The following is a 26,566-nucleotide window of genomic DNA, read 5'->3' on the forward strand; positions in this document are numbered from 1 at the left end:
GGTGCGCGCCTCGGGCGTCTAGGGCTATTCGATGCAGCCGGAACTCACCGCATATCGCCACCCCGCGACCGGGACCATGACCTATGTCATCGTCGACACCGCGACCTTTCTTTGCGCCATCGTCGACCCGGTTCTGGACTTCGACCCCAAGACCGAAGCCGTCGACACGGGTTTCGTCGACCAGATCATCGCCGACATCCGCGCCAAGGATCTGGGTCCCACCTGGATCCTGGAAACGGGCCTGCACACCGGCCATCTCTCCGCCGCCGGCCATCTGAAATACGAAACCGGCGCCTCGGTCTGCATCGGCGCGCGGGTCGTCGAGAGCCTGAAGCGCCTGGCCCCGATCTTCGGGGAAACCATGGTCGACCTGGACGGCTGGGATTTCGACAAGCTGGCCCAGGACGGCGACACCTTCCCGATGGGCGGGCTGGAGATCACCCCGATCGCCCTGACCGGCCGCCTGCCCGGCGCGGTGGCCTACAAGATGGCCGACATGCTCTTCACCGGCGACCTGATCCTCTGCCCCGAGGACGGCGCGGGCCGTTGCGACGTGCCGGGCGCCGACGCCGGCAAGGCCTGGGACGACGCGCGCAAGCTTCTGGACCTGCCGCCGGAAACCCGGATCCTGCCGGGCGTCTGCGCCGTCGAGGCCCGCGAATCGACCGTGGCCGAGGAAAGGGCCGGCAATATCCAGTTGAACGACAAGATCGACCGGCTGGACTTCATCGCCCTGCGCACCGCCGCCGACGCCATCCTGCCCGACCCGGATCTGGTCTCGCCCGCCCTCCGCGTGGCGATCCGATCCGGCAAGCCGCCCTCCCCGCCCGAGCAGGGACCGCGCTTCCCGGTCGTGGACCTTTCGAAGCTCTGAGGCGACGGGCGTCGGGACCCTGGACGCGCCGCCGGGAACCCTGGCGAAGTCCCCGCTTTTTCCGCTGCATCCTGACAATCGCGCGCCCCCTGGGCTCGCTCGATAAAAAGCTTGGTCCAGGGGCTTGCGTCCCGCCGACGACGCCGCTAGGTATCGCGCCCTCGACCTCGGGGGCCTTTCCGGCTCTCCCGAACGGCGCCTGGAGAGGTGGCAGAGTGGTCGAATGCGCCGCACTCGAAATGCGGTTTACGTGAAAGCGTAACGTGGGTTCGAATCCCACCCTCTCCGCCATAGCCCCTCGCCGCGACCGTGGTCTTCTGGCCATGAGTCCTGAGCCTAGATCCCGCACCGACGAACCTGTCCGCGAACAGTCAGCCGGTTGATTCAAACGAGCGGGCGTCGAGCTCGCGCAACTCCGCCTCAAATGCGGTGTCGCTGATTGTCGTTTGCGCGACCAGCAGGCTGCAGTCGACATTGTCGACGATGTATCCGCCGCTTGCCCCCGACCACCAGCGCTCAAGGAAGTTTCGCCGGCGATGCCCGACCACGACCAGATCAGCGCCCACCGCTCGGGCGAATTTGGCGATCTCCTGGGTTGGTTCGCCTCGAACCAGTTCACCTTCCGCCATGAAGCCCAACCGACGAAGATTGGACAAGCCTTCTTCAAGGACCGAAGCATAGGTGTCCCTCAGCCGTTCGGCCGCGCCGACCTGAGCCGCCTCGGCCATCGACACGCCCGAGGACGCCGGCAGAACCGACAGCAGAAACACGCGCGCGCCACAACGTTTGGCGACAAGCGCGCCCTCGCGTAACGCCGCGCGTCCTTCCAATGTGCTATCGTAGGCCAGTACGATCCTGCGGTACATTTCCACCCCACGCAGCCGGTCCGATGGCCGGAGTCCTTATTGTCGCCAATCGCGGCGACCCAAAATAAAGGGTATACTGGTTAAAATGGCCGAGTCCACCAGCCCAAGCGTCTATGAGGTTCACGGGACAGCGTCGATCAATGGGCTGGACAGCGCGCTCGACCGGTTAGCGCGCGGGCGATCGCCGCGCCTCCGCCGTCACCGGTGAGACGGCGATCGGCGGGAGCGCCCGATCGCCGAGACGCCAAAGCCTAATCGATCCCCTCAGGATCGCTCGGCCGAACTGGCGCGCCTTCCGACGCCCGCGTCACCTACCGGCCGCCAAGCTCTCTTTCATCCTCGGCGGACAGACGCTCGATTTTCTTCTCGGAATTTACCGCCCATGGTCTCCGCGCACGAAGACATCTTCAGTATACCCATTTGAACGCCTTACGCAGTTGGACGAGATGACAAAGCGGCCTAGGCGTGTCAAATTGTTTGACCCAGTAGTCTGAAGTCAAATCCGAACCCAACGAGGCGAATAGCTCGGCGGGACAAACGTGCTCGGTGCTCGCAGGAAACCCATAGAGATTATGCCGTCGTCCAACGTGGATTTCGTTCAGCCCCGAAAAAAGAAACTTGGTGAGCAGATCGCTCAACAGATCATCCGGCACATCATCGACAGCGGCTGGCCCCAGAATGAGAACCTTGGCACGGAGCGGGAGCTTCTTGAGCGCTACAATATTTCGCGCGCGACGTTCCGCGAGGCCGTAAGGCAGGTCGAGCGTCACGGCGCGGCCAAGATGCGACGCGGCGCCGGCGGCGGCTTGGTGGTAACCTCCCCGCCGCGTTTCGCCGCCCTGCGGGCGATGATCACCTATCTCGAATTCACTCGCGTTAGTTTCGCCGAACAGCATGAGGTGCGCGAACAGCTCGAACGCACCGCCGCGCGCTTGGCCGCGACCCGCGTCCAACCAGAGCAGGCCCAGCGACTCGTCGCCCTGGCCAAAACACTGGACGGGCTAACCGACCCCGCCGAAAACGTCTCGGGCAACATGGCCATCCGGGTCGCGATCGCCGAGACGACGGGCAATCCGTCGCTGGCCTTGTTCATCGAGACCTTGAACGGGGTGTTACGCGACATCCTGGTCGTGCTGGGCCTAGACGCTCGCTCCTTCCAAGAAGACCGCGACCAGTCGGTGCGCTTCAAGCATGAATTGATCGCGGCGATCATCAGTCACGACAGCGAGGAGGCCCAACGCCTAGTGGACCGCGACGTCGCCCGCCGACTGCTCGCGATGTCCTCCGTAAGCGCATTGGGGCCCGCGCCGGCGGAAGCCCAGCACAGGATTCGCACGGTTCCCGACTGGTGGGAGGCCGCCGGCGCCGAGCGAAAGCTTAGCGAGCGGGTCGCCTTCGACATCGTCAGGGACTTGGCCGCCGAGCGGTGGCAGGAGGGCCGCAACCTGGGCAATGAGGCCATTCTGCAGAAGCGTTACAAGGTCAGCCGCGCCGTGCTGCGCGAGGCTATTCGCCAGCTTGAGCTGCACGGCATCGTGCGTATGAAGAGCGGCGTCCAAGGCGGGCTGATCATCGGTCGGTTCGATCCGGCCTACACCGTCGAACTGGTCGAGACGTATCTGACCTCCACGAAGATCGCGATGATGCATCTGTGGGAGACCCAGTCGGTCCTTGAGATCTTCGCGGCCGAACGTCTGGCGCGGATCTGCACGCCTCGGGACGCCGCCGCCCTCAGGACCGCCGTCGACCGGCTAGACCATGCCTCCCCGGAGGCGTTCCTGGCCGTATCGACGCAGTTGCATCGGGAGATCGCCGATCGCGCCGGCAATCGCGCGTTATCCCTGTTCGTGCACATCCTGCTGCACCATGGACTTCTGGCCTTGCCCCCCATCGACGCCCTGCGCATACCGTGGTTGATCAAGATGCACCGACGGCTTGTCGACGCGATCTGCGCGCATGATCAGACGGTCGCCCGTCGCGAGATGGCGACCCTATTCGAGCAGTCGCGGATCTGGGTCAGCGAAGTAGATCGTTGAGGGACTGGCTCCGGGGCTAGGCCTGAAGATGGTCACGCCACGCCAGCAACCGACAGTCCTTTGAATCGGGCGCGCCGGGCCACCCGCTCAATCCTCTTCCGGCGCGATCACGACCCGCAGGCCATCGAGCGCCGCGGTCATCTCGATTTGGCAGCCCAGGCGCGAGGTCTCGCGTCGGTGGTTCGAGCTGTCGAGAAGCTCGCTTTCGAATTGGCCGGGCGCGCCCACGCGATCGATGAAGGCCGCATCGACGAAGACGTGACATGTCGCGCATGAGCAGCTTCCGCCGCACAGAGCCAGCAATTCATTCAAGCCGCCGTCACGAATGATTTCCATGACGGTGAATCCCGGCTTGGCCGGCAGACGATGCTGCCGGCCCCCTCGGTCCGTGACGACGAGCTCCGCCATGTTTTCTCCCCGCGGCGCGTTCGCCCGCGATCTATTTGGTTGAATGGCGCGGAAGCACGCAGGGCGCCTCCGCCGACGCGAGTGACGCAAGAGCGCGAGTGGGTCGGCCGCTCGCGCTGTTGCGTCAGGCCCTTTCGAAGGTGTTGGATTGCGGGAACAGACGCATGATGTCGCGCGCGCGCACCGTGCCTTGATGCTCGGCCGGCGGCTTCCCGCCGCCTTTCAGCGGCGTCAAGTCGACATGGCCTGCCTGAGCGCGCATGGCCCCGACGTTGCAGTTCTCACGCCCGAGGCGTTCCACCGCGTCCCACCTATAGGTGCGGGCGGCGTTCTGGAACGTGATCTTATCGATGTCGGCCTGCCCGATCGCGCCATTTTCGAACTCGCCGCTCCACAACTGTTCGGGCGTGTTCGGCCAAGTGATATCGGCGTGCGGATAGTCATTTTCGAACGTGATGGTGTCCACGCCGATACGGTCGCGCATCGAAACCCCAACCTCATCCTGGATGAAGCACGAGATGAAGTGCTCGCGATAGATATCGGTCGGACGCTTACCCCGCCAGTTGTGGCGCATCCAAGGACCATGGTTCTTGCACACCAGCTCGGCCCGTTCCAGGCAGTAGGGCAACCAACCGATCCCGCCTTCCGACAGAATGATCTTGAGGTTCGGGTAGTCATGGATGAAATCGGACCATAGGTATTCCGCGAAGACCGCCATCGAGGCCAGGCCGACCTTGGTCAGGAACGAGCCCAAGGGCGAGTCCATCGAAAGGTGCTCCGATCCCGTGGAGTCGCCGGCGCTGATGTGGATCGAGATCGGCATCCGCTCTTCGTCCAGCACCTTCCATAACGGACGCCAGTAGTCATCATGGATGGTCGGCATACCCAGTTGATGCGGCATTTGCGGGATCGTCACCGTCCGCGCCCCCTTGCGCGCCGTGCGCTTGACCTCGGCAACGGCGGCGTCGATGTCGTAGAGGGGCAGGCTCACCATCGGGATCAGCCGATCCGGGGCGACTCCGCAGAATTCGTCGATGTGCCAGTCGTTGTAGGCGCGGATGATGGCCGTCGACAGATCCCGATCGGCGCCGGTCTGGAACATCTCCAAGGCAAAGCCCGGAAACGTCGGGAAGTTGACGCCGGCGAAGACGCCATTGACGCTCATGTCGTCGACCCGGCTCTTGGGATCGTAGCACCCCTTGCGGATCTGCTCGAAGCGATTGGGTTCGAAACCAAGCTCCTCGCGCGGTCGTCCGGCCACGGCGTTTAGCGCGAAATTGACGCTAGGCTTGCCCTCGTAGACCCACTCGAACCCATCCTCCCGCTCGATGCACTTGGGCGCGCGGTCTTTCCATTTGGCCCCGATGTGCTGGTCGAAGATGTTCGGCCCTTCGACGATATGATCGTCGACGCTGAAAATCACCATGTCCTCTTTGCGCATCACCCAGATTCCTCGCCTAATTTCTAATTAGTATACTCTTAAGGCCTACGCATTCAAGCACTCGCGATGCGGGGCTCTCCTGTCGCCCCGGCGGGAATCTCGACCTTCACGCCATCGACGCGAACCGCGTAGCCGCTCTCGGGGAACACCTGGGTGGGCCTGATGCCGCCGTGCTGACGGAGCCAACGCCCAACCCGCCAGGCGACGAAGGCGCTCGATCCGTGGGTGAACTCGACCGTAGCGTCTTCCTCGGCGTCATAACCTTGCTGGGCGAAGAGGGTCAGATCGATCATCGCGTCTCTCCTGAGGTCACTGGCCCGTGAATTCGGGTGCTTGCTTCGTGCCGAACAGCCGCATGGCCGCGAGGTTGTCCTTGGTGCGACCGGTGCGCGCGACGGCCCTGGCCTCGGCTTCGAAGGCGCTGTCGAGTTCGCCGCTTAAACCGTCGGCGAGCAGCCGCTTGATCTCCATCAAGGCGATGGTCGGCCCCGCCGCGAAGGCGGCCGCCCGCGCCAAGGCCGCTTCCTCGAAACCTTCCTCGGGCGCCACCTCGGCGATCAATCCAAGATGCAGCGCCTCGCGCGACGAAATGCGCTCGGCGCCCAGCAAAAGGCGTCGCGCGGCCTGCAGCCCCACCAGCCTGGGCAGGAGCCAGGTCAAACCGGAGTCCGAGGCCGAAGCCAGGTTCCGAAAAGGGGCCTGAAAATAGGCGGCTTCGGAAGCGATGATGTGATCCGCCGCCAGAGCCAGGCCTAGACCGATGCCAAGGCAGGGGCCGTTGACGGCGGCGATCACTGGCACCGGTAAGGCGTGGAGCCGGCGCAGCATAGGGTGGAAAGCCGTCTCCACCGCGTTGATCGCCGGCGCCTTGCCTTGCCCCCGCGTGACCGCTCGGGCTTCCGCCGCGAGGTTCGCGCCGGCGCAGAAGCCCCGCCCCTCGCCGCGGATCAGCAGCGCGCGAACCCCGCGTCGCGGCTTCGAAAGCTCCGTTAAGGCCTCGATGACGCCCAAGGCCATGGCGGCGCTGAGCGCGTTCAACCGATCCGGATCATTCAGGGTCAGCGTGGCGAGGGCGGCGTCGAAACGCAGCGTCAAGCCCTCGTAAATGATGGTTTCTTCGACACGCTCCGTCGCGTCCGTCATGGCCAAACCCCTTTCATCGACATCCGCCGCCTACCTGGTGGGATCGCCGCCGACGGGCGGCATCCAGCGATTTCATCCTTCGCCTCTCGCTTGACGTGAGGATTTCCATATCCAGTATACGGTTATAGGCTAACGAGCGCTCTTACCAGGGACTTCCTTGGCGACGATGGCGCTCCGCCCGCACGCGTTGCAAAAAATACGGCGCTTGCCTCCGCAAACTAGTATACTCATATAGGCCGCATTGGCTCGGGCCGCCTGGAGCGACCGAGCGCGCCAAAGAGAGTTCGTCATGCGCCTCATCTCCATCGCCGCCACGCTTCTCGTCCTGACCTCGCCCGCGATGGCGCAGACCGCTTCGCCCCAAGCGCGGACCGCGACACCCCAGGCGCCGATCCGCGCCGGGCAGATCCTGCGCGACGTCAACAAGGTCCGCTTGGGCCCCATCAACACGGTCAAGGCCGACGGGTCGGTCGTCATCATCTTCGACTCCCACTTCAAGACGATACCGGCCGACAAGGTCAACGTGATCAACGGGCAGCCGACGACGTCGCTGACTCGCGGCGAAGTCTTCAAACTCGACTGACCGAAGCGGGATCTCCCTGCGCGTTGTCGGATGCCCGCTCGAGGAATTCCTCGAGCGCCGCGACGCGGATATGCGTGGCGATGGAATGACGCTTTCGCGACTTGCGCTTCAGAAGCCCATCAGGGCCAGCACCTCGCGCCGTGAACGCTCGTCTTCCCGAAAGACGCCCATCATGCGACTGGTCTTCATCGCCACGCCGGGGGTGCGTACGCCACGGCCGCTCATGCAGGCGTGACTCGCCTCTATCACCACGGCGACGCCAAGAGGCTTGAGATTTTCCCAGAGGCAATCGGCGATCTCGGCCGTCAGACGCTCCTGGACCTGCAGGCGCCTAGCGTAGCCATGCAATACGCGCGCCAATTTGGAAATGCCAACGACATGGTTACGCGGCAGATAGGCGATATGCGCCTTGCCGATGATCGGCGCCATGTGATGCTCGCAGTGCGACTGGAACGGGATGTCCTTGAGCAGGACGATGTCATCGTAGCCACCGACCTCCTCGAAAACGCGCGAAAGATGTTCGCCCGGATCCTCGTCATAACCTTCGCAATACTCCTTCCAGGCCCGCGCCACACGTAATGGAGTGTCGATGAGACCTTCGCGCTCGGGGTCGTCTCCGGTCCAGCGGATGATCGTCCGAATGGCCTCCTGCACGTCTTCCGGAACATCGGGCTTCTTGGCTTTATTGCTCATCGAGTTCTCCCATCTCGGGCGTCCGCCGCTCGTCAACACGACCGATGCGAATAGCGCTCGCCAGCCGATGACGCTCCCGCGCTCGAAATCGGCCGTGATCTCGTCTCGCCGAACGGGCGATCTCAAAGATCAATCGCGGCGCGGCCGCGCTTGCTGACCTGTCGCTTCGCGTCCCCGAGACATTCGCTCTTTCGATGTCAGTCCGTCAGGTATCTTGCGGTCGTCGCCGCCCGAACCCGCGCCGCGCTCACGCCGGGAGCCGTTTCGAGCAGGCGAAAGGGCGCGCTTCGGTCCGGGCGCTGGAATACCGCCAGGTCGGTGATGATCATGTCGACGACGTTGACGCCGGTGAGCGGCAGCGTGCAGGCGGGAATGAACTTGGCTCCGCCATCCTTCGCCAAGTGGTCCATCACCACGATGATCCGCCGGGCGCCGGCGACCAGGTCCATGGCGCCTCCCATGCCCTTGACCATTTTCCCCGGGATCATCCAGTTGGCGATGTCGCCGGTCTCGGAGACCTCCATCGCGCCGAGGATCGACAGGTCCATATGGCCGCCCCGGATCATCGCGAAACTGTCGGCGGAAGAGACGTAGGCCGTATGGTCAAGCTCGGTGATGGTTTGTTTGCCGGCGTTGATCACGTCGGCGTCGACCTCATCTTCCCGGGGATAGGGCCCAAGGCCCAGCATGCCGTTCTCGGACTGCAAGACCACCGCGACGCCGGACGGAATGCAATTGGCCACCAGCGTGGGAATGCCGATGCCGAGATTGACGTAAAACCCGTCACGCAGCTCCCGAGCCGCGCGAGCGGCCATGCCTTCGCGGGTCCAGCCCTCCGTCGTCGCCGACATGCCTGCCTCCAAGCTCATGCGGCGCTCCGACGAACCGTGCGCTGCTCGATGCGCTTTTCGAACGTGCCTTCCAGGATACGATCCACATATACGCCCGGCGTGTGAACCGAGTCGGGATCGATCTCGCTCGCTGGCACGATCGCCTCGACCTCCGCGACGCACACCTTGCCGCAGGTGGCGACCATCGGATTGAAATTCCGGGCCGACTTTCGGTAGACCAGATTGCCCCAGGAGTCGCCCCGCCAAGCCTTGACGATCGCCAAATCGGCGGTGATGCCGGTCTCCAGAATGTGGGTCTCGCCATTGAAGACCTTATGGTCCTTGCCCTCGGCTACCTGGGTGCCGACCCCGGTTTTGGTGTAGAAGCCGGCGATGCCCGCGCCTCCGGCCCGGATACGCTCGGCCAGGGTGCCTTGCGGATTAAATTCCAGCTCGAGCTCGCCGGCCAGATACTGACGCTCGAACTCCTTGTTCTCGCCGACATAGGACGAGATCATCTTGCGGACCTGACGCGACCGCAGCAGCAGGCCCAGACCGAAGTCGTCGACGCCGGCGTTGTTCGAGACGATGGTCAGATCCTTGACGCCCGACGCGCGGATGGCGGCGATCAAGTTCTCGGGGATGCCGCACAACCCGAAGCCGCCCGCGGCGATGGTCATCCCGTCGAACAGGAGGTCTTGGAGCGCGATCTCGGGATTCTGAAAAATCTTGTTCATCACACTTCCGGCGATGCTGAGTGAAGGTCGTGAAGGCGCCGCGGGGACAATTGCTTATTCCCATTTCCCGCAAAGAGTCTACTAGAATGGGGTGGTGATCGCGCCCTGGCGACATACTGACGGAGGAACCCCTGGACCGCCACGCCACGCCGGTCAGCCATGTCCGAGACGCGGACGAAGCCAGCCGGCGCCACCATGAAGCGGTGCTGCTTCGCCTTGGCGTGCGGCACTGGGCCAGCTTCGATCGGGAGGTCGTGGCCGGCGCGCACGAGGCGCATCTCCAGCTCCAGCTGACTGACGCCACCTATTCAGTCGATGGCGTCGAAGCGCACTGCCCGCCGGGCGTCTATCATGCCACGTCGGCCTCCAGCTCGACCTTTCTGCTGCGCCACCTCAACGGCGTGAACTTCGGCGATCATCCCTCCATCCTGGAGGTCGGCGTGGGCAGCGGCGCGGTGCTCCTGTCATTGGCTAAACGCCTGGGCGACGGTGTTTTCGTGGGCGTGGACATCTCGGACCTGGCGGTGAAGACCGCTAGGTCCAACGCCGTTCGAAACGGCCTGAACGTGGACATCCGCAAATCGGACCTTTTCGACGCGGTCGCGGGCGAGCGCTTCGACGCGATCTTCTTCAACGCGCCGCTTTACGATCGCGAGCCGCGCTCGGCGGTCGAGGAGCACATGCTGTGCGATCCGGGCGGACGCATCCTCGAGCGCTTCGTCCGCGAGGCGCCGCGACATCTGAAACCCGGGGGCGCGGCCTTCGTCACCGCGTCGAATATCGGCCTAGTCGCGCCGCTCGACGATCCGACCGTCTCGATCGCGCTGAAGGGCGCCGAACTTTTCGACACCGGCGTGATCCGCGCGCTCGTGCGCATTACGCCCGCTAGGACCCGGAAGGACACGCCACCATGAACGCTCCCGTGATCGTCGTGACAGGGGCCGCCGGCGCCCTGGGCTCGGTGGTGGCCGCGCGTCTGGCCGCCGCTGGCGCGCGCGTCGTTGGCGTCGATCTCGCGCGCGAAGGGCTCTCGCCCGCCTTGGCCCTAGCGCTCGGCGGGGTCGACCTTGGAGAGCCCGCGCAAGTGCGAGCGGCGTTCGCGGCGGTGGCGGAGCGCTTTGGCCGCCTGGATGGCCTGGTCAATATCGCCGGCGGCTTTGCCTGGGAAACCATCGAAAGCGGCGCCGTGGAAACCTGGGACCGGCTGTACGCCATGAATGTCCGTTCCGCGCTCTTGGCCTGCCAGGCGGCGACGGAAGCGCTGGCGCGCGACGGCGGGGCGATCGTCAATGTCGGAGCCGCCGCCGCCCAACGGGCGTCCTTGGGAATGGGCGCCTATGCCGCATCCAAATCCGGCGTCGCTCGCTTGACCGAGGCGCTGGCCGCAGAGTTGCTGGACCGAGGGGTGCGCGTGAACGCCGTGGCGCCGAGCATCATCGACACCCCGCTCAATCGCAGGGACATGCCCGACGCCGACTTCGAGCGCTGGGTCGCGCCCGAAGCACTCGCCGAGGTCGTCGCGTTTCTCCTGTCGCCGGCCGCCCGCGCCATGACCGGCGCCTTGCTTCCCGTCACCGGCCGCACGCCGCTCTAGCTTGGCTTTCGGATCTTCCTTCGTCTCGTAGGGTGGACACTCGACGCCGAATTTTAAATCGTATACTAGATTGCCTAAGAACATCGACGTAGGGAGAGAGACGTGGCGATTGAGGATTTTGGCGATCTGACGCGTGAAATGTGGGACGAGGCCGCCGAGACCGAGCCGATGGAGTCGCGACGTCAGCGTTCGCTTGCCGCACTAAAGACCGAATGGCTCCGGGTCTGGGATGAGCCTATCCCCTTCTATCGCGACAAGTTCGAGGCCGCCGGTCTGACACGCGACGCCATGCCCGCCCTGGACGAGATTCCAGTGACGCGGAAGGGCGAACTCCGCGCGAACGAAGCCGAACACCCGGTTTTCGGCACCCACCGCTCGACCCGGCTTTACAAGGATGGCCAGATCAACGCCCTGCGGATCGCCCAATCGACCGGAACGACCGGCAAGGCCTGGTACATCTTCTACTCGAAGGATGACCTGCTGCGCTGGCGAGCGCTCAACAAAGAGCAGCTTTGGCGCAACGGCGTGCGCCCAGGAAATCACTTCACCCACGCCTGGCCGGGGGGCATGTATCCGACCGGTATACTGGGCGGCGCGCAGTATAGCGACCTCGACGTGATCGAACTGCCCGTGGGCCCGCCCTTTTCGGCGGCCGACGCCCTACGTCACATCCAGATCTGGCAGGATTGCGGGATCGACGCGCTGATGTGCACGATTTCTCAGTTGCAAATCTATGACGCCGCCGCCCAAGGCGCCGGGATCGACCTAGCTTCGATTCTGAAGGGCAAGCCACTGATTACCTCGGGCGAGGCCATATGGCAGTTCGAAGCCGGACGTAAGCGCATCGAGGACGCCTACGGCGTCTCGCTATTCAACATCGGCGGCGCTTCCGAAGCCCCTGGCTTTGTCACGGCCGACAGCCGCTACCACGACGGTCTGATCTGTCCGACCGATCACTACTGGATTCAAGTCTGCGATCCGGAAACCGGTAAGGAAGTGCCACCCGGAACGCCCGGCCACCTGGTCATCAACGCGTTCGGCATGGATCACTTCATGCTGCGCTACGACCTCGAAGACCTGGTCGTCCTGCATGAGGGCCCCGACAAATCTGGCCGCACGGCCCAACGCTATACGATCTTGGGTCGCCTGGCTGATCGCGCCATAGTCGGCGGGAAGGCGCTTCTACCCATCGATGTGCAGCTGGCGCTCGAAACCTTCGGCGCGCCGGAATACACCATGGCCGCCGGTGTCGCCGACGCGCTGATGCTCAATATCGAGGGCGAGGGCTCCGCCGCCCGGTTGACCGACGGTCTGTCCGCCGCGCTCGGCGTCCCGGTGGTGATCACCGAGGTCCCCGTCGGCTCGATCCCGCGCTCGACCTTCAAGCAGCGTCGACTGGCGGAGTGATGGCCGGGGACGCGCTCAACAGTGGCGAGGCGTCGGATCCCGAGGCCCGCTACCGCTGGTATGTGCTCGCCATTCTGATGCTGGCCTATACCGTCCACTACCTGGATCGCAGCGTCGTCAACGCGGTGCTGGAGCCCATTCGCGTCGAGTTCCATGTCTCGGACGCGGCGTTGGGTCTGTTGGCGGGGCCGGTCTATGCGGTGGCGTTCGCTTGCGCCGGCGTGCCGCTTGGCCTGCTGATCGATCGGGTCAACCGCAAGCGCCTGCTGGCGACCCTGTTGGCCGGCTGGAGCGCGTTGACCTTCGTCAGCGGCTTCGCGGGCGGCTTTTCCATGCTCTTGGCGGCTCGGGCGGCGGTCGGCGCGGCCGAAGCCGGCGGCTCGCCAACAGCCATGTCGCTCTTGTCCGACTACTTTCCGGCGTCCAAGCGCGCGACGGCGACAGGCGTCTTCTTCCTGAGCGTCACGCTCGGCATCTTCCTGGGCTACCTCGTCAGCGGCGTCGTCGCGGCCCATCACGGTTGGCGCGCGGCCTTCCTGGTGGCCGGCGCCCCCGGCCTCCTGATCGCGCTGCTCTTGATGGCAACGGTGCGCGAGCCGCCGCGCGGCCGGTTCGATGCGCGAGCCGTTCAGGCCCGTCCGTCTCTGCTGGAGACCTTCTCGGCCCTGCTCGGGCGTCGGGCCCTAGCGCTCACGCTCGTCGCGCTGGTCATCGCCGCGACCGTCACGGGCGGCTTCAACGCCTTCGTCATCTCGCTCCTAGTCCGCCGCTATGAGCTCGGCCTGGCCGAAGCGGCGATCATCGTCTCGGTCTCTCTGGGCGTCTTCGGCGGCCTGGGATCGGTTTTTTGGGGCGCGCTCAGCGACCGGGTCGCCGAGCGCGGCGCCTTCGCCCCGCCCCTGCTCATCGCGATCACTTCGCTGATCGCGACAGGATTTGGCGTCTTTGGCGTTCTCGAAGGCTCGTTGAAGAGCAGCATCCTGGGTATCGCCGGGTTTTCGCTGTTCATCACCAGCTTCATGGGCGGCGGCTATGGCCTGCTGTTGAACCTATCGCCGCCATCCATCCGAGGGGCCTGCACCGCGATGGCGCAAGTGTTGGTCAATCTGATCGGCGTGGGCTTTGGACCGCTCGTCGTAGGCGGGCTCAGCAGCGCCCTTGGGGCGAGCGGCAAGGTCGACGGCCTTGCCTGGGCCCTGGTGCTCGTTCTGCTCCTGTCGCTGGTCAGCGCCGCTTGCCAAGTCGGCGTGGCCAACGCCCTGAGGCGCTCAGCCGCCGCTGGCCAATCCCCCTTGCCGAACCCGCTCCCCGCGCCTAATTAGTATACTAGTTTTGGAGACAGCCCATGCGCTTATCCTTTTCAAGCGATCATCAGGGCCTGCGGGAGGAATTCGAACATGTCTTCGCCGCCGAGGCGACGAGCGCCCGCGCGCGCGCGGGCGCGTCGAGTCCGGAAGGCTGGGATCGCGCGCTTTGGCGGCAGTTGTCCGAGTTGGGCTGGCTCGGCGTGACGGCCAGTGAGGCCCATGGCGGCTTGGGTCAGGATCCCCTGGCGCTCTGCCTTATCGCCGAAGCCTTCGGTCAACGCCTGGCGGCGATTCCGTTCCTCGGCGCCGCGCTCGGTTTCGCCGACGCGTTGCTCACGATCGGCGACCGGTCTCTGTCGGACGCGCTGGCGCCGGGTGTCGTAGCTGGTGAGGTGATCGGCGCTCTGGCGATCCCCGAGCATTTCACGGCGCTGGATATCGACGACGGACACGCCAGCGGCGCCTGCCCAGCCTTGATGGACGCGGCCGCGACGACTCACATCCTGACCTTGGCGGGAGCAGGATCGGACGCGCAGCTGATCCTGCTGGATGTAACCGCCGCCCACCGCGAACGGATCGACTCCCTGGACAGAGTCAACCTGGCTTGGGCGGTCACGTTTGACCGCGCGCCGAGCCGAACCTTGGCGCGCGGCGAAACGGCGTCGGACCTGTGGCGAACGCTACGAGCTCGCTACGCGACCTTCATGTCCTTCGTCCAGATCGGCGCGGCCAGCGCCGCACTGGACATGGCGCGTGATCATGTCATCCAGCGTTACGCCTTCGGTCGCCCCCTCGGGTCGTTCCAGGCGGTCAAGCATGAGCTGGCCGACGTGCTGGCGGCCATCGAGATCGCCCGATCGAACGCCTGGTTCGCCGCCGCCGCGCTGAACGAGGGCGGATCGGCTCTGGCTCAGGCCGGCGCCGCCGCGCGCGTATCCGCCACAGACGCCCACCGCTTGGCCGCCCGCGCCAATGTTCACCTTCACGGTGGCCTTGGGGTCACGGCCGAGAGCGACGCCCACCTTCATTATCGACGCGCTCAGGCTCTTGGCCTGGTCATCGGCCCCTCGTCGGTCTGGCGCGAGCGCCTGATAGCCGAGTTGGTCGCCGCGCGCGCCGTCGCGCCCGCCGCGCCGCAGCTACCGAGGACCGGCTCATGAACCTCAACGACACGCCCGAGGAGGCCGCGTTCCGCGCCGAAGCGCGCGCCTGGATCGCCGCCAACCGATACGACGAGAGGACGATGGAGACCCTGAAGGGCCTGGCGGGCAACGGCGCGCCCCTCCCCTCGGCGGAACTCTGGGCCCTGGCCAAGGACTGGAACGCCCGCAAGTACGACGCCGGCTATGCGGTCCTGACCTGGCCCAAGGCGTTCGGCGGCCGAGACGCGCCCAACCTTGCCGCCATCTTCGCCGAGGAGGAAGGCCCGCTGGCGCGCTTCCAGGGCTATCTGGTGATCACCCAATTCATGTGCGCGGCGACCTTGATGGCGTTCGCTTCGTCGGAACAGAAGGCCGCCCTGCTGCCGCGTATCGCCCGGGCCGATGACATCTGGTGCCAGATGTTCTCCGAGCCGGCCGCGGGCTCCGATCTGGCGGCGGTCCGCACCCGCGCCGAACGTGTCGAGGGCGGCTGGCGGGTAAACGGCCAGAAGGTTTGGACCAGCGGCGCGCACATGGCCGGCTGGGGAACCTTGCTGGCCCGGACCGATCCGACGACGCCCAAGCACAAGGGCTTGACCATGTTCTTCCTCCGCATGGACAGTCCAGGCGTGCGCGTTCGGCCGATCGAACTGATGTCCGGCGAAGCCGAATTCAACGAAATCTTCTTCGACGACGTCTTCATTCCCGACGCCCAGCGTCTCGGCGAGGTCGGCGCGGGCTGGAAAGCCGCTGTCGTGACGCTGAACAGCGAGCGCATGGCCATCGGGGCGATGCTGGACGTCGATTCCGCCGCCCTGCTGGACCTCGCCTGCGAGACAGGCGCGATCACGCGGGCGGATGTGCGCCAAACGCTCGCGGACTGGATCATCAAGGAGCGCGGGCTTCGCGCCTGTGTCGCGCGGCAGCTGACGGCGATTTCCGAGGGCCGCGCGCCGGGTCCGGAGGCGGCGACCATCAAGCTCGTCGGCGGCGTGATGATCGAAGACATGGCCGCCTACGCCCTGGACCTTATCGACGGTGAGGGCCTGGCGTTGCGGCCTGGCCGCGACCCGCGCCGCGTCTATCGCGACATGTTCTACTTTGGTCCCGCGCAGCGCGCCGCCGGCGGCTCGGACGAAGTGCTCAAGAATGTTCTGGCTGAAAGGGTTCTGGGCCTTCCGATGGAGGATCGTCCGGACAACCGGCTGCCCTTCAACGAGGTGCCGACGGCGCCCCGCGGCTAGAACCATATAGGGAGGAAGAAAGATCATGGACGCCCAAGGCCAAGACTTCACCCGCAACGCACCGCTGATCGGCGGTCGCTGGCTGAGCGCCACTTCGCTGGGCAAGGCGGATCATCTCAATCCAGCCAACAATCGCCCCCAGGCCGAACTGCACATCGGCGGCGCGGCGGAGATCGACCAGGCCGTGGCCGCCGCGCGCCAGTCGCACCGGGCCTGGGCCGGACTCGGCGGCGACGCCCGCCGTGATATCCTCCTGCGCTGGGCCCAACTGATCGAGGACAATCGCGAGCAGTTCACGCGTCTGGCCGCGCTGGAAAGCGGCACCCCGGTGATGATCGGCGGCGGGGTCGGCTTGGCGCTCCATTGGCTGCGCTATTTCGCCGGCTGGGCCGACAAGATCGCCGGAGACGCGGTCGAGCCGATCGGCGCGGCCGGGATGAACTACACCCGGCACGAGCCCTATGGGGTCGTCGGCCTGATCATACCCTGGAACTCGCCAATGGTCGCCAGCGCGATGAAGGTTGCGCCGGCCTTGGCGGCCGGCAACAGCGTCGTGCTCAAGCCTCCGACCCTCACGCCGTTCGTGGCCCTACGCCTGGCCGAGCTCGCGCTGCAGGCGGGCATGCCCGAGGGGGCGTTCAACGTCGTTCCCGGCGACGCCGAAGCCGGCAACGCCCTGGTGACCCATCGCGACGTCGCCAAGGTCAGCTTCACAGGCGGAGAGACGGTGGCCAAGACCGTGATGCGCAACTGCGCCGACCATCTCAAGCCCCTAGCCCTGGAACTGGGCGGGAAGTCGGCCAATCTGATCTTCGAGGATGCCGACCTCGACGCCGCGGCCCAAATGGCGGCGATCCATGGAACGGCCGTTCTGGCCGGACAAGGTTGCGTCTTGCCCACCCGCGCCTACGTCCACGAAAGCCTCTACGACGCGTTCGTGGCCAGGGTGAAAGCGATCGTGGAGAGCTTCCGCGTCGGCGATCCGCTCGATCCGACGAACTTCGTGGGCCCCGTGATCAGCCGCGGCGCCGCCAGCCGGATCCTCGGCATGATCGAGCGGGCGAAACAGGAGGGCGGAGAGCTTATCGCCGGCGGAGAAAAGCTCGGCGGCGCCCTGGCCGAAGGCAATTTTATCGCGCCGACGGTGTTTGGCGTCGCTCACGACAGTGATCTCGCGCGGCGGGAAGTGTTCGGCCCGGTCCTGGCCGTTTCGCGCTTTTCGGACGATGACGACGCCCTGGCCAAGGCCAACGACTCGGACTTCGGCCTGGGCGCCTACGTCCACACCCGCGACCTGGGCCGCGCTCACCGCCTCGCCGCCGGGCTCAAGGCCGGCGCCGTGTCGATCAATAGCGGCGTACCCATGGCCCCGAACACGCCCTTCGGCGGCTACAAGCAGTCGGGCTTCGGGCGCGAGGGCGGCAAGGCGGGGCTCGAAGAGTTCCTGCAGGTCAAGAACGTCTACATCCCCTTCTGAGGAACAGCCATGTTCAAACTCCTCGAAGGCGTGCGCGTGATCGAGTGCGCCATGCTGTTCAACGGTGGCGCCGTCGGAATGCATTTGGGTGATCTGGGCGCCGACGTGATCAAGATCGAAAGCCCGGGACGCGGCGACTATCTGCGCGATTTCCTGGGCCAGATCGTCCCGCACGTCAGTCCGCCGCACGCCCAGCTCAACAAGAACAAGCGCTCGGTCGAACTGGACGTGCGCACGGCCGAAGGCCGCGAACTCTTCTTCGCCCTTATCCGCGACGCCGACATCTTCATCGACGGCTTTCGCGCTGGGGCCTGCGACGAAATGGGCATTGGCTACGACGCCCAGAAGGCCATCAAGCCCGATATCGTCTACGTGCAATACACCGGCTATGGCGCGGACGGCCCCTACGCCGCCATTCCCACGCACGGCCAGCAGATGAACGCCCTGGCTGGCGGCATGCCCTGCGAGGTTGGAGAGGACGGATTCGTCCATTTCGTCCGCGGCAAGCAGTTCATGGGCGGCACCGAGCAGTCGGGACCGGGCCCTTCGGTCGGCGCGCCCGTCGCGGCCCTAGCGGCGGTCTCGGCCTTGGTTCACCGTGATCGGACCGGCAAGGGCGCATACATCGACGTATCGGCGGCCGACGCGGTTCTAGCCATGAGCTGGATCGGCGGCGCCTTCGCGTTCAACAAACACCGACTGACGAGCCGGGTCGGCCTCGCCGACGAATCCAAGGCCGACGAGGTCGGCGGCGGCTCGGCCCGCTATCAGCTGTACCAGACCCTCGACGACCGCTTCATGCTGTTCTGCGCGATCGAACCCAAGTTCTGGCGCAACTTCTGCGCGGCGATCAACCGTCCCGATCTGGTCGAGACGATCGACCAAGGCGCGCCGGTGGACTTCGGACACGCCGACGATGCGCTGCGCAAGACGCTGACGGAGATCTTCAAGGGCCGAACCCAGGCCGAATGGACGAAGATCGCGGCCGACCACGATATCGCCATGGGACCGGCCCCGCGGCTCGAGGAAGTGCGCGAAGACCCCCATATCGCGCACCGCGGCGTAATCGTCGACGGCGTGCATCCGGCCGCGGGCCCGTTCACCTATATCGGCTTCCCCGCCGTGATCAGCGGTGATCGCTACGGCGAGGTCCGTCCCGCGCCCGCGCTCGGCGAGCAGACGGCCGAAATTCTCTCCGAGCTTGGCGTGAACGCCGCGCGGCTGGCCCAACTCCGCGCCGCGGGCGTGGTGGGAAAGAATTAGGGAGCACACCATGGAAAGCCACGAAGGCCTGCTTTACGACATCGACGACGAAGGCGTGGCCACCATCACGCTGGACCGTCCCCAGGAAGGCAACGCCTTGACGGTCGAGATGCACCGGGCGCTGCGGCGCGTCTGGCGTGATGTCGACGAAAACCCCGCCGTGCGCGTCGCGATCGTCACCGGCGCCGGCGAACGCCATTTCTGCACCGGGGCTTCGGTCTCAGGGCTCAAGACCGATGGCGATACCGCTCTGCAGATGGGCACCTTCCAGGAATCCAACCATCTGTCGCCCTATCAGAACCGCGTCTGGAAGCCAGTGATCTGCTGCGTCAACGGCTTGGTCGCCGGCGGCGGATTTCACTTCGTCGTCGACAGCGATGTCGTCGTCGCGGCTTCGCACGCCAAATTCATGGACACCCACACCACCATCGGCCAGGTCGGGGCTCTGGAGAACATCGGCATCGCCCGACGTTCGACGCTGGGCACGGCGCTGCTTCTGACCCTGGCGGGGCGGGGTTATCGCATGGACGCCGAACGGGCCCACCAGGTGGGCTTGGTCGACATCCTCGAGCCCGACGCGCCCAGCGCCCTGGCCAAGGCGCGCGAGATCGCAAAGTTGATGGCCGGCAATTCTCCCAACGCCATGCGCCTTTCCAAACAAGCGCTCTGGGGAGCGATGGAGAACGGTTACGAGCGCGCGCTGGAGCACGGCTGGTCGCTGCTGCAGGCGCAATGGTGCCATCCAGACTTCGAGGAAGGCCCCAAGGCCTTCGCGGAAAAGCGAGCGCCGGTCTGGAACCCTGACCGGAACGCCCGTCGATAGGACAATTCAGGATACAAGGTCAGAACATGGGAATGCTCGACGGCAAGGTGGCCATCATCACGGGCGCTGGCGGCGGCTTGGGGCGCGAATATGCCCTGCTGCTGGCCAAGGAAGGCGCCAAGATCGTGGTCAACGACTATGGCGGTTCGCCGGATGGCCGGGGTGGAGGCTCGCCAGCGGCCCAGAAGGTGGTCGATGAGATCCGCGCCGCCGGCGGCCAGGCGGTAGCCAATGGCGCGGACGTCGGCGATGTCGCTTCCGGCGCGAGCCTACTCGACGCCGCCCTCGACGCGTTCGGCCGCGTGGACATCCTGATCAACAACGCCGGCATCCTACGCGACAAAAGCTTCGTGAAGACCGATGAGGAGGACTGGGACGCCGTGGTCCGCGTTCATCTCAAGGGAACCTATGCCGTCACCAAGCCCGTTTTCGCCTGGATGAAGGATAATGGCGGCGGCGTCATCATCAACACGTCATCGGCCTCTGGACTTATCGGCAACTTCGGCCAGTCCAACTACGCGGCGGCCAAGGCCGGCGTCTGGGGCCTGAGCAATGTCCTGGCGATCGAGGGAGCGCGGTTCGGCATCCGGGTCTGGACCCTGGCGCCCACGGCCACCACGCGCCTTACCGAAAACCTGCTGCCGCCCGAACTCGCGGCCAAGTGGAGACCTCACCGGCTGGCGCCGGCCGTACTCTACATGGTCAGCGATGCGGCCGCCCATTTGACCGGCAAAACGCTTTCCGTCTCGGGCTCGAAGATCCAAGAGCTGCGGCTGGTCGCCGGACCCGGCTACTGGCCCGGCGATGAAACACCGACCGTTCAGGACATCGTCGACAACTACGACAAGATCTTCCTGCCGGAGACCGCTCCGATCGGCTTCGAATAGGCTGGGCCATGGGCGCGCGCCGCGCCGGATGGTCCCAGGGCCGGCCGCGCCACCGATCTATCGGCGCTCGCCCTTATAGGAGCTGGAATTGGAACACCGTAGGTTCGAGGGTCATCGCGGTCTTGCTCTGGCCGCGGATATCGCGGGACCGGCCCAAGGCCGGCCCGTGGTCTTGTTGCATGGCGGCGGCCAGACGCGCGGGAGCTGGAAGAACGGCCTGAAGGCCTTGGTCGAACGCGGCTACCGCGTGTTCTCGATCGACGCCCGCGGCCACGGCGAGAGTGGGTGGGATCCCGATCAAGACTACAGCTTGGACGCCCAAGTCGCGGACCTGACGGCGCTGCTCGCCCAGCTTCCCGACTCTCCGGCCCTCGTCGGAGCCTCTATGGGCGGCGTCACCGCCTTGGCGACCCTGGGACAGGCCCATCCCCCCGCCGCGCGCGCCCTAGTCCTGGTGGACGTCACGCCTAAGGTGGACCCGGTCGGCGCCCAGCGCATCGCCGACTTCATGCGCGCCAATCCAGAAGGTTTCGCCACCCTGCAAGAGGTGTCGGACGCGGTGGCGGCCTATAATCCTCATCGCCCGCGCCCCAAGGACCTTTCGGGGCTCAGGCGCAACCTCCGAGAGGTCGACGGTCGGTTCTATTGGCACTGGGACCCAGCCTTCCTCGGCGTGCGCCGTCTTGAGCCGGAAGCCTATCGCGAGCGCCTGGAGGACGCGGCGAGGGCTATAGCCGTCCCGACCCTCCTCGTGCGCGGCGCGCGAAGCGAGATCGTCGGCGACGCCGAAGTGGCCCACTTCCGCGCGTTGATGCCTAGGGCGCGCTACGTCGACGTGGCGGGCGCCGGGCATATGGTGGCTGGCGATCGCAACGACGCGTTCAATGCCGCGATCCTGAATTTCCTCGCCGACGTCGACGCGACCTAGACTCTTCGGATCGTCAAGCTTCCGAAGATGAATAGAGTGAGGATGGCCGCTTCCGATGTTCCATCGGAAGCGATAGCGATCTAAGCAGCGACCCGTCGGCGGAGCGCCGCGGCGACGAGTTCGGCGCCTTTTTCGGCGATCATGATCGTCGGAGCGTTGGTGTTGCCCGAGATGATGTTGGGCATGGAGGACGCGTCAATCACCCGCAGTCCCGCCACGTCGCGCACACGTAGCTGGGCGTCGGTCACCGCTTGCGGCCCATCCCCCATCGCGCAGGTGCTGGTGGGGTGGTAGCCGATGCCCGCCGTGGTCCGGATGTGGCTTTCCCACGCCTCGTCGGTCTCGGGTATCGGCGAGGGCATGTTCTCGGCGATCACGTGACGCTTCATGGCCGGAGCCTGGTAGACCGCCTCGATGGCGCGGGCGATGGCGATGAGAACCCGCATGTCGCGCTCATCGCCGATCAGGCGATGGTCGATGACGGGCGGATCTTCGGGTTGGGCCGAGCGCAGCAGGATGCGGCCGCGGCTGTGAGGACGCGCCACGTTGCCAGCCAGGGTAATGCCTGGCTTGGGGTGCATGCCCGGCTTGCCGCCGGCGAAGCTTATGGCGAGCGGCATCAGGCTCAGGCAGAAGTCAGGCACGTCCAGATCAGGACGCGACTTGCCATAGGCCATGGCCTGAACCGCCGCCGACGTCATGGGGCCATTCCTCAAGAACAGGTACCGCAACATGTTCCCCGCCGCTGTCAGCGGTCCGAAAGGACTGTTGTAGGTTGGCATGTCGACCAGCTTGCTGATCGATGTGGCGCTGTGCTCCTGGAGATTGCGCCCTACCCCATCGAGCGGGACCACGACATCGAGGCCGTGGGCCTTAATGGCGTCAACCGGTCCGATGCCCGAGCGCAGTAAAATCGCCGGAGAACCGATCGCGCCGGCGCTAACGATCACCTCGGCCCCCGCGCGCAGGTCTCGACTCCCGCCATCCTGCTTGATGCGCACGCCAGTCGCGCGACCGCCTTCGACGAGCACCTTATCGACCAGGCAGTCGGTCAGGACCGTCAGGTTTGGACGCCCCAACGCCGGCTCGAGAAAAGCCTTGGCGACACTGGCGCGCTGGCCGTTGCCGGTGGTGTTGTAGACTTGGAAGGCGCCTTCCGGGTCGCCGTCGCAATAGTCGTCATTGCGGGGGAGACCGATTTCGCCGCAGGCTTGGACGAAGACGTCGACGATCGGGTGCTTGACGCGCCCGGCCGATACGGACAGCGGCCCCATCGCGCCATGGCTTTGCGAAGGCGGACCATCGAAACGTTCGGACTTCTTGAAATAGGGCAGCACCTCGTCAAACGACCAGCCCTTGGCGCCCGCCGCGACCCAGTCGTCATAGTCGCTACGCTGACCGCGAATGTAGACGAGACCGTTGATGGCGCTGGAACCGCCCAGCATCTTGCCGCCCGCCCATTGGACGACGCGGTTGTTGATCGAGGGGTCCGGCTCGGTGCGATAACTCCAGTCGGCCTTGGGGTTTCCCATCAGCTTGAAGGTGCCGGCGGGCATGTCGACGAGGAAGCCGCCGCCCACAGGTCCGGCTTCGATCAGCAAGACCTTGATCGATGGATCTTCGGACAGGCGCGCGGCCAGAACACAGCCAGCACTGCCCGCGCCCGCGATAATGATGTCGGCGTCCGCCAAGCCTTCACTCCCAATCATCGGCGCATTTCCGTCAGGTCTAAACAGCCGGCGGAAGTGTTCGCGGAACTATTGGACGGTCGGCGCCCGCGCCCGCGCGCGCCCTCGTCAGATAGAAAAGGTATACTGATTGTCGAGGCGGAGTCCAGATGACCAGCCGGCCAGATCCGCGGCGCGCAGACGATGGTGTCGAGGGTCGCCCATCCACGCCCAGTCGAACATCGCGCGCTTCAGAAACAGATGCGCATCGTGCTCCCAGGTAAAGCCGATGCCGCCATGGGCCTCCACCGTGTCGCGCGCGGCCTGGAGATAGCCATCGCAAAGGTGTGCCTTGGCCTGGGCGGCGGCGTGGGCGGCTTTTTCCGGCAGATGATCGATGGCGTGGGCCGCGTACCAGAAAAGGCCACGGCCGGGTTCGACGGCCAGAGCCATCTCGGCCAGTTGGTGCTTCAGCCCCTGGAACGAACCAATCGGAACGCCGAATTGCTCGCGAAGCTTGGCATAGTCGACCGACATCGCCACACACCGCCGCGCGCCGCCGAACGCATCGGCCGCCAACAGGACGCAAGCCGCGTCGACGAGGCGTTCAGCGGCATCGAGCTCGCCCTTGAGCGGATGAGCCCGGACGTCCACGAAAGACACCCGATCCAGGGGGCGCGTGCGATCGGCGCCGTCGATTCGCTCGCAGGTTACTCCGCCCCCCCGCTCGACCACGCAAAGCCCGCCGTTCGCCGTGCCGACCACGAAGAGGTCCGCCTCCGTGCCGTGGGGAACAAGCGTCTTGACGCCGCTAAGCCGTCCGTCGCGGGGTGACAGCGTCCAGGCCCGCGACGACCAGCGTACTGCCTCTTCCGCCAGCGCTACGGTCGCGAGGATTTCCCCGGAGGCGATCGCGGGAAGCCAACGCGCCCGCTGATCGGCATCGCCGCCGCGCGCGATCGCCAGGCCAGCAAGAGCCTGTCCCAGGAAAGGGACGGGCGCGAGCGCCGCGCCAAGAGTTTCCGCCACCAGGGCCAGATCGATCATCTCAAGGCCCAAGCCGCCCGCCGCCTCGGGCAGGATCATGCCAGCGACGCCGAAATCGATCAGTTTTGCCCAGAGGTCCTTATCAAACGCGACCCCGCCGTCGAGCACTTCGTGAACCCGCCGTAAGGGACAGGTCGCTTCGATAAGTTCGCCCAGCCGATCCTGCAGGATCCGCTGTTCCTCCGAAAGCAGGAAGTTCATGGGGCGCTCGTGATGTCGCGCGGCAGGCCAAGGCCCCGCTCGGCGATAATGTTGCGCTGGATGTTGGACGTGCCGCCCGCGATCGCCATCGACAACGAGACCATGAAACGTTCGGTCCACTTGCCGTGCGGTCCGGACATGTCGAGAAGGTCGTCCTTAAGGATGTCGCGCGCAAGCTTGGCGATGCGTTGGGCCAGATCGGTGCTGGAGATCTTGGCCATGGTCGAGAACAGCCCAGGATCTTGCCCATGCGCGTTCATGGATGCGGATCGATAGGTCGAATAGGTGAGCGCCATCGCCGCACCTTCGATGGCGGCCAGCTCGGCGCGAATACAAGGGTCGAGAATGGCGGGTCGTCCGTCATGCGTCGTCTCGCGCGCCAGTTTCACGAGATCGCGTAGCATCGACTCCACCCAGGTCACCCCGCCCAGCGATCCGCGTTCATGCTTGAGGGTCGACCGGGAGACACGCCAGCCCTGCCCGCGACCGCCGACGATCCAGTCGGCCGGCGTCCGGGCGTTGTCGAAGAAAACCTCGCAGAACTCCGACCGCCGCGTCATCTGGCGTAAGGGACGGATCGTCACGCCAGGCTGGCGCAAATCGATGATAAGGTAGGAGATACCCTCGTGTTTTGGCGCGTCGGGCTCGGTGCGCACCAGCGCGAACATGAAGTCGGCGCGGTGCGCGTAGCTGCTCCAGATCTTCTGACCGTTGATCACCCAGTTATCGCCAACCAGCTCGGCGCGGGTCCGCAAGGCCGCGAGGTCCGAGCCCGCGCCCGGCTCCGAAAAGCCCTGCGCCCAGCGATATTCTCCCGCCAGCGTTTTGGGGATGAAGGTCTCCTTCTGGGCCTCGGTCCCCCACTCAAGCAATGTCGGAATGAGCAGGGTGATGCCGCCATCCCGCACCTCGGCGGGCGCTCGGGCGCGGCGCACCTCTTGGCGGATGATCTCTCCCCGAACCATGTCCGGGGGCTGCTCGGATCCGCCATAGCGCTTTGGAACCCCGCGGGCATAATAGCCCGCGGCGATCGCCGCGTCCCGAAAGGCGCGCTGGGCGACCGGATCCTTAGGATCGCCGCCAGGAGGCGGCCAGTGGGCCCCGACGAAGGCGGCCACTTCGGACCGGAAATCGTCGAACCGTGAACCGAAGCCGAGATCCATCCTAGCCCCCGCTCCAATTGGGCGCGCGCTTTTCGAGAAAGGCGCGCGGCCCCTCGCGCGCGTCGTCGCTCGCCGCGATCCTCCGTCCGGCGGCCTGGCTGAGCGTCCAGAGTTCTTCCTCGTCCAGCTGATCGGCCTGTCGCGCCAGGGTCAGGGATTCGCGGACCGACAGCGGGGCGTTGGCTGCGACCAAGCTCGCCAGGGTCAAGGCCTCCGCCATGAGCAGCGAGTCGTCCACCACGCGATTAACAAGGCCTAGGGTAAAGGCATGATCGGCCCCAATGGACTCTCCGGTCGCGATCAGCTCCATGGCCACGGCGCGGGGAATGGCGCGGGGCAGTCGGAAGACGCCTCCGGCGCCGGCGAAGATGCCGCGCTTGACTTCCGGAAGCCCAAAGCGCGCCGCGCGGGCCGCGACAACCATATCGCAGGCCAAGCAAAGCTCCAGCCCGCCACCCAGGGCGTTGGAATTGACCGCCGCGATCCAGGGCTTCGAGCGCTTTGCGCGCACGAAGCCGGCGAAGCCGCCACGCGCTGTCGACAGTTCATGGCCTCGTCCGCTCGCGGCCACGGCTAGGTCCGCGCCCGCGCAGAAGCTCTTGTCGCCGGCGGCCGCGAGGATAGCGACCCGAACCTCCGGATCGGCTTCGGCCTCGTCCACCGCGGCCTCCAAGCGTTGGGCGACCTCGCCGTTCACTGCGTTGCGGACAGCCGGACGGTTGAGGGTCGCGCGCATGACGAAGGGCGCGGGGCGCTCGATCAGCACCGCCGGAGCGGCTACATCGGTCATGAAATGAACTCCAGG

General features: G+C 65.7%; 26 protein-coding genes and 1 tRNA gene. 15 read left to right on the forward strand and 12 right to left on the reverse strand.

Annotated features, from left to right (window positions below; genetic code table 11):
• Window positions 1-31 precede the first annotated feature (31 nt).
• On the forward strand, window positions 32-874 hold the full coding sequence (locus tag OR37_RS09680) for an MBL fold metallo-hydrolase (protein WP_004618750.1): 843 nt from the start codon (window positions 32-34) through the stop codon (window positions 872-874).
• A 201-nt stretch (window positions 875-1,075) separates the two neighbouring features.
• Window positions 1,076-1,165: transfer RNA gene (locus tag OR37_RS09685), tRNA-Ser, on the forward strand.
• An 80-nt stretch (window positions 1,166-1,245) separates the two neighbouring features.
• Here the strand turns inward: OR37_RS09685 and OR37_RS09690 are convergent.
• Window positions 1,246-1,740 (reverse strand): universal stress protein, encoded by a 495-nt coding sequence (locus OR37_RS09690; RefSeq protein ID WP_035017174.1) that lies wholly within the window; start codon window positions 1,738-1,740, stop codon window positions 1,246-1,248.
• A gap of 572 nt (window positions 1,741-2,312) precedes the next feature.
• Here OR37_RS09690 and OR37_RS09695 point away from each other — a divergent pair.
• On the forward strand, window positions 2,313-3,776 hold the full coding sequence (locus tag OR37_RS09695; RefSeq protein ID WP_004618753.1) for a FadR/GntR family transcriptional regulator: 1,464 nt from the start codon (window positions 2,313-2,315) through the stop codon (window positions 3,774-3,776).
• A gap of 87 nt (window positions 3,777-3,863) precedes the next feature.
• Here OR37_RS09695 and OR37_RS09700 read toward each other — a convergent pair whose 3' ends face one another.
• The 4 genes from OR37_RS09700 to OR37_RS09715 form a co-directional block, all read right to left on the reverse strand.
• Window positions 3,864-4,184, reverse strand: coding sequence for a 2Fe-2S iron-sulfur cluster-binding protein (locus OR37_RS09700; RefSeq protein WP_004618755.1), 321 nt, complete (start codon window positions 4,182-4,184; stop codon window positions 3,864-3,866).
• Between the two features lie 124 nt (window positions 4,185-4,308).
• Window positions 4,309-5,625, reverse strand: a complete 1,317-nt coding sequence (locus tag OR37_RS09705) for an amidohydrolase family protein (RefSeq protein WP_004618757.1) — start codon at window positions 5,623-5,625, stop codon at window positions 4,309-4,311.
• Window positions 5,626-5,678: 53 nt separating this feature from the next.
• Complete coding sequence (locus OR37_RS09710; RefSeq protein WP_004618759.1) at window positions 5,679-5,918, reverse strand: hypothetical protein; 240 nt, start codon at window positions 5,916-5,918, stop codon at window positions 5,679-5,681.
• A 16-nt stretch (window positions 5,919-5,934) separates the two neighbouring features.
• The gene (locus OR37_RS09715) at window positions 5,935-6,768 is read right to left on the reverse strand and encodes an enoyl-CoA hydratase/isomerase family protein (RefSeq protein WP_004618761.1); all 834 of its coding nucleotides are present in this window, start codon (window positions 6,766-6,768) and stop codon (window positions 5,935-5,937) included.
• A 289-nt stretch (window positions 6,769-7,057) separates the two neighbouring features.
• Between OR37_RS09715 and OR37_RS09720 the strand changes: the two genes are divergently transcribed.
• Window positions 7,058-7,351 (forward strand): hypothetical protein, encoded by a 294-nt coding sequence (locus OR37_RS09720; protein ID WP_004618763.1) that lies wholly within the window; start codon window positions 7,058-7,060, stop codon window positions 7,349-7,351.
• A 108-nt stretch (window positions 7,352-7,459) separates the two neighbouring features.
• Here the strand turns inward: OR37_RS09720 and folE are convergent, their stop codons facing one another.
• The 3 genes from folE to OR37_RS09735 all read right to left on the reverse strand — a co-directional run bounded on the left by folE (window position 7,460) and on the right by OR37_RS09735 (window position 9,611).
• Entirely contained in the window at window positions 7,460-8,044 is a 585-nt protein-coding gene (gene folE, locus OR37_RS09725; protein ID WP_004618765.1) for a GTP cyclohydrolase I FolE, read from the reverse strand.
• A 197-nt stretch (window positions 8,045-8,241) separates the two neighbouring features.
• A complete protein-coding gene (locus OR37_RS09730; protein ID WP_004618767.1) occupies window positions 8,242-8,895 on the reverse strand; it encodes a 3-oxoacid CoA-transferase subunit B in 654 nt (217 codons plus the stop codon).
• A 14-nt stretch (window positions 8,896-8,909) separates the two neighbouring features.
• Complete coding sequence (locus OR37_RS09735; RefSeq protein WP_004618769.1) at window positions 8,910-9,611, reverse strand: CoA transferase subunit A; 702 nt, start codon at window positions 9,609-9,611, stop codon at window positions 8,910-8,912.
• A gap of 254 nt (window positions 9,612-9,865) precedes the next feature.
• Between OR37_RS09735 and OR37_RS20715 the strand changes: the two genes are divergently transcribed.
• The 11 genes from OR37_RS20715 to OR37_RS09790 all read left to right on the forward strand — a co-directional run bounded on the left by OR37_RS20715 (window position 9,866) and on the right by OR37_RS09790 (window position 21,683).
• The gene (locus tag OR37_RS20715; protein ID WP_165570594.1) at window positions 9,866-10,525 is read left to right on the forward strand and encodes a methyltransferase; all 660 of its coding nucleotides are present in this window, start codon (window positions 9,866-9,868) and stop codon (window positions 10,523-10,525) included.
• On the forward strand, window positions 10,522-11,205 hold the full coding sequence (locus OR37_RS09745; protein ID WP_004618772.1) for an SDR family oxidoreductase: 684 nt from the start codon (window positions 10,522-10,524) through the stop codon (window positions 11,203-11,205). The genes OR37_RS20715 and OR37_RS09745 overlap by 4 nt, the downstream gene beginning before the upstream one ends.
• Before the next feature lie 102 nt (window positions 11,206-11,307).
• The gene (locus tag OR37_RS09750) at window positions 11,308-12,612 is read left to right on the forward strand and encodes a phenylacetate--CoA ligase family protein (RefSeq protein ID WP_004618774.1); all 1,305 of its coding nucleotides are present in this window, start codon (window positions 11,308-11,310) and stop codon (window positions 12,610-12,612) included.
• The gene (locus OR37_RS09755) at window positions 12,612-13,934 is read left to right on the forward strand and encodes an MFS transporter (protein ID WP_004618776.1); all 1,323 of its coding nucleotides are present in this window, start codon (window positions 12,612-12,614) and stop codon (window positions 13,932-13,934) included. Before OR37_RS09750 ends, OR37_RS09755 begins: the two co-directional genes overlap by 1 nt.
• 23 nt (window positions 13,935-13,957) lie before the next feature.
• On the forward strand, window positions 13,958-15,079 hold the full coding sequence (locus tag OR37_RS09760; protein ID WP_004618777.1) for an acyl-CoA dehydrogenase family protein: 1,122 nt from the start codon (window positions 13,958-13,960) through the stop codon (window positions 15,077-15,079).
• Window positions 15,076-16,305, forward strand: coding sequence for an acyl-CoA dehydrogenase family protein (locus OR37_RS09765; protein WP_004618779.1), 1,230 nt, complete (start codon window positions 15,076-15,078; stop codon window positions 16,303-16,305). The genes OR37_RS09760 and OR37_RS09765 overlap by 4 nt, the downstream gene beginning before the upstream one ends.
• Window positions 16,306-16,330: 25 nt before the next feature.
• Window positions 16,331-17,782, forward strand: a complete 1,452-nt coding sequence (locus tag OR37_RS09770) for an aldehyde dehydrogenase family protein (protein ID WP_004618781.1) — start codon at window positions 16,331-16,333, stop codon at window positions 17,780-17,782.
• Between the two features lie 9 nt (window positions 17,783-17,791).
• Window positions 17,792-19,045 carry a CaiB/BaiF CoA transferase family protein gene (locus OR37_RS09775; RefSeq protein WP_004618783.1) on the forward strand — a complete coding sequence of 418 codons (1,254 nt, stop codon included), beginning with the start codon at window positions 17,792-17,794 and terminating at the stop codon, window positions 19,043-19,045.
• A 10-nt stretch (window positions 19,046-19,055) separates the two neighbouring features.
• The gene (locus OR37_RS09780) at window positions 19,056-19,868 is read left to right on the forward strand and encodes an enoyl-CoA hydratase/isomerase family protein (RefSeq protein ID WP_004618785.1); all 813 of its coding nucleotides are present in this window, start codon (window positions 19,056-19,058) and stop codon (window positions 19,866-19,868) included.
• Window positions 19,869-19,894: 26 nt separating this feature from the next.
• Window positions 19,895-20,755: an SDR family oxidoreductase gene (locus tag OR37_RS09785; protein WP_004618787.1), complete on the forward strand. Its 861-nt coding sequence runs from the start codon at window positions 19,895-19,897 to the stop codon at window positions 20,753-20,755.
• Between the two features lie 88 nt (window positions 20,756-20,843).
• A complete protein-coding gene (locus OR37_RS09790; RefSeq protein WP_004618789.1) occupies window positions 20,844-21,683 on the forward strand; it encodes an alpha/beta fold hydrolase in 840 nt (279 codons plus the stop codon).
• Between the two features lie 80 nt (window positions 21,684-21,763).
• Here OR37_RS09790 and OR37_RS09795 read toward each other — a convergent pair whose 3' ends face one another.
• The 4 genes from OR37_RS09795 to OR37_RS09810 form a co-directional block, all read right to left on the reverse strand.
• The gene (locus OR37_RS09795) at window positions 21,764-23,374 is read right to left on the reverse strand and encodes a GMC family oxidoreductase (protein WP_004618792.1); all 1,611 of its coding nucleotides are present in this window, start codon (window positions 23,372-23,374) and stop codon (window positions 21,764-21,766) included.
• 105 nt (window positions 23,375-23,479) lie between these two features.
• Complete coding sequence (locus tag OR37_RS09800; protein ID WP_004618794.1) at window positions 23,480-24,598, reverse strand: acyl-CoA dehydrogenase family protein; 1,119 nt, start codon at window positions 24,596-24,598, stop codon at window positions 23,480-23,482.
• A complete protein-coding gene (locus tag OR37_RS09805) occupies window positions 24,595-25,761 on the reverse strand; it encodes an acyl-CoA dehydrogenase family protein (protein WP_004618797.1) in 1,167 nt (388 codons plus the stop codon). Before OR37_RS09805 ends, OR37_RS09800 begins: the two co-directional genes overlap by 4 nt.
• A gap of 1 nt (window position 25,762) precedes the next feature.
• Window positions 25,763-26,551 (reverse strand): enoyl-CoA hydratase-related protein, encoded by a 789-nt coding sequence (locus tag OR37_RS09810; protein WP_004618799.1) that lies wholly within the window; start codon window positions 26,549-26,551, stop codon window positions 25,763-25,765.
• Between the last annotated feature and the right edge of the window lie 15 nt (window positions 26,552-26,566).

Origin of the sequence: Caulobacter vibrioides OR37 (assembly GCF_000372645.1) — a bacterium.
GTDB classification, from domain to species: Bacteria; Pseudomonadota; Alphaproteobacteria; order Caulobacterales; family Caulobacteraceae; genus Caulobacter; species Caulobacter vibrioides_E.

Bases quoted from the DNA above. Each gene is read 5' to 3' on its own strand.
- OR37_RS09800 (WP_004618794.1), bottom strand. From the start codon at position 24,598: ATGAACTTCCTGCTTTCGGAGGAACAGCGGATCCTGCAGGATCGGCTG.
- OR37_RS09730 (WP_004618767.1), bottom strand. From the start codon at position 8,895: ATGTCGGCGACGACGGAGGGCTGGACCCGCGAAGGCATGGCCGCTCGC.
- folE (WP_004618765.1), bottom strand. From the start codon at position 8,044: ATGAGCAATAAAGCCAAGAAGCCCGATGTTCCGGAAGACGTGCAGGAG.
- OR37_RS09700 (WP_004618755.1), bottom strand. From the start codon at position 4,184: ATGGCGGAGCTCGTCGTCACGGACCGAGGGGGCCGGCAGCATCGTCTG.
- OR37_RS09735 (WP_004618769.1), bottom strand. From the start codon at position 9,611: ATGAACAAGATTTTTCAGAATCCCGAGATCGCGCTCCAAGACCTCCTG.
- OR37_RS09780 (WP_004618785.1), top strand. From the start codon at position 19,056: ATGGAAAGCCACGAAGGCCTGCTTTACGACATCGACGACGAAGGCGTG.
- OR37_RS09765 (WP_004618779.1), top strand. From the start codon at position 15,076: ATGAACCTCAACGACACGCCCGAGGAGGCCGCGTTCCGCGCCGAAGCG.
- OR37_RS09680 (WP_004618750.1), top strand. From the start codon at position 32: ATGCAGCCGGAACTCACCGCATATCGCCACCCCGCGACCGGGACCATG.
- OR37_RS09785 (WP_004618787.1), top strand. From the start codon at position 19,895: ATGGGAATGCTCGACGGCAAGGTGGCCATCATCACGGGCGCTGGCGGC.
- OR37_RS09805 (WP_004618797.1), bottom strand. From the start codon at position 25,761: ATGGATCTCGGCTTCGGTTCACGGTTCGACGATTTCCGGTCCGAAGTG.
- OR37_RS09710 (WP_004618759.1), bottom strand. From the start codon at position 5,918: ATGATCGATCTGACCCTCTTCGCCCAGCAAGGTTATGACGCCGAGGAA.
- OR37_RS09695 (WP_004618753.1), top strand. From the start codon at position 2,313: ATGCCGTCGTCCAACGTGGATTTCGTTCAGCCCCGAAAAAAGAAACTT.
- OR37_RS09810 (WP_004618799.1), bottom strand. From the start codon at position 26,551: ATGACCGATGTAGCCGCTCCGGCGGTGCTGATCGAGCGCCCCGCGCCC.
- OR37_RS09715 (WP_004618761.1), bottom strand. From the start codon at position 6,768: ATGACGGACGCGACGGAGCGTGTCGAAGAAACCATCATTTACGAGGGC.
- OR37_RS09745 (WP_004618772.1), top strand. From the start codon at position 10,522: ATGAACGCTCCCGTGATCGTCGTGACAGGGGCCGCCGGCGCCCTGGGC.
- OR37_RS09775 (WP_004618783.1), top strand. From the start codon at position 17,792: ATGTTCAAACTCCTCGAAGGCGTGCGCGTGATCGAGTGCGCCATGCTG.
- OR37_RS09760 (WP_004618777.1), top strand. From the start codon at position 13,958: ATGCGCTTATCCTTTTCAAGCGATCATCAGGGCCTGCGGGAGGAATTC.
- OR37_RS09690 (WP_035017174.1), bottom strand. From the start codon at position 1,740: ATGTACCGCAGGATCGTACTGGCCTACGATAGCACATTGGAAGGACGC.
- OR37_RS09705 (WP_004618757.1), bottom strand. From the start codon at position 5,625: ATGCGCAAAGAGGACATGGTGATTTTCAGCGTCGACGATCATATCGTC.
- OR37_RS09720 (WP_004618763.1), top strand. From the start codon at position 7,058: ATGCGCCTCATCTCCATCGCCGCCACGCTTCTCGTCCTGACCTCGCCC.
- OR37_RS09755 (WP_004618776.1), top strand. From the start codon at position 12,612: ATGGCCGGGGACGCGCTCAACAGTGGCGAGGCGTCGGATCCCGAGGCC.
- OR37_RS09770 (WP_004618781.1), top strand. From the start codon at position 16,331: ATGGACGCCCAAGGCCAAGACTTCACCCGCAACGCACCGCTGATCGGC.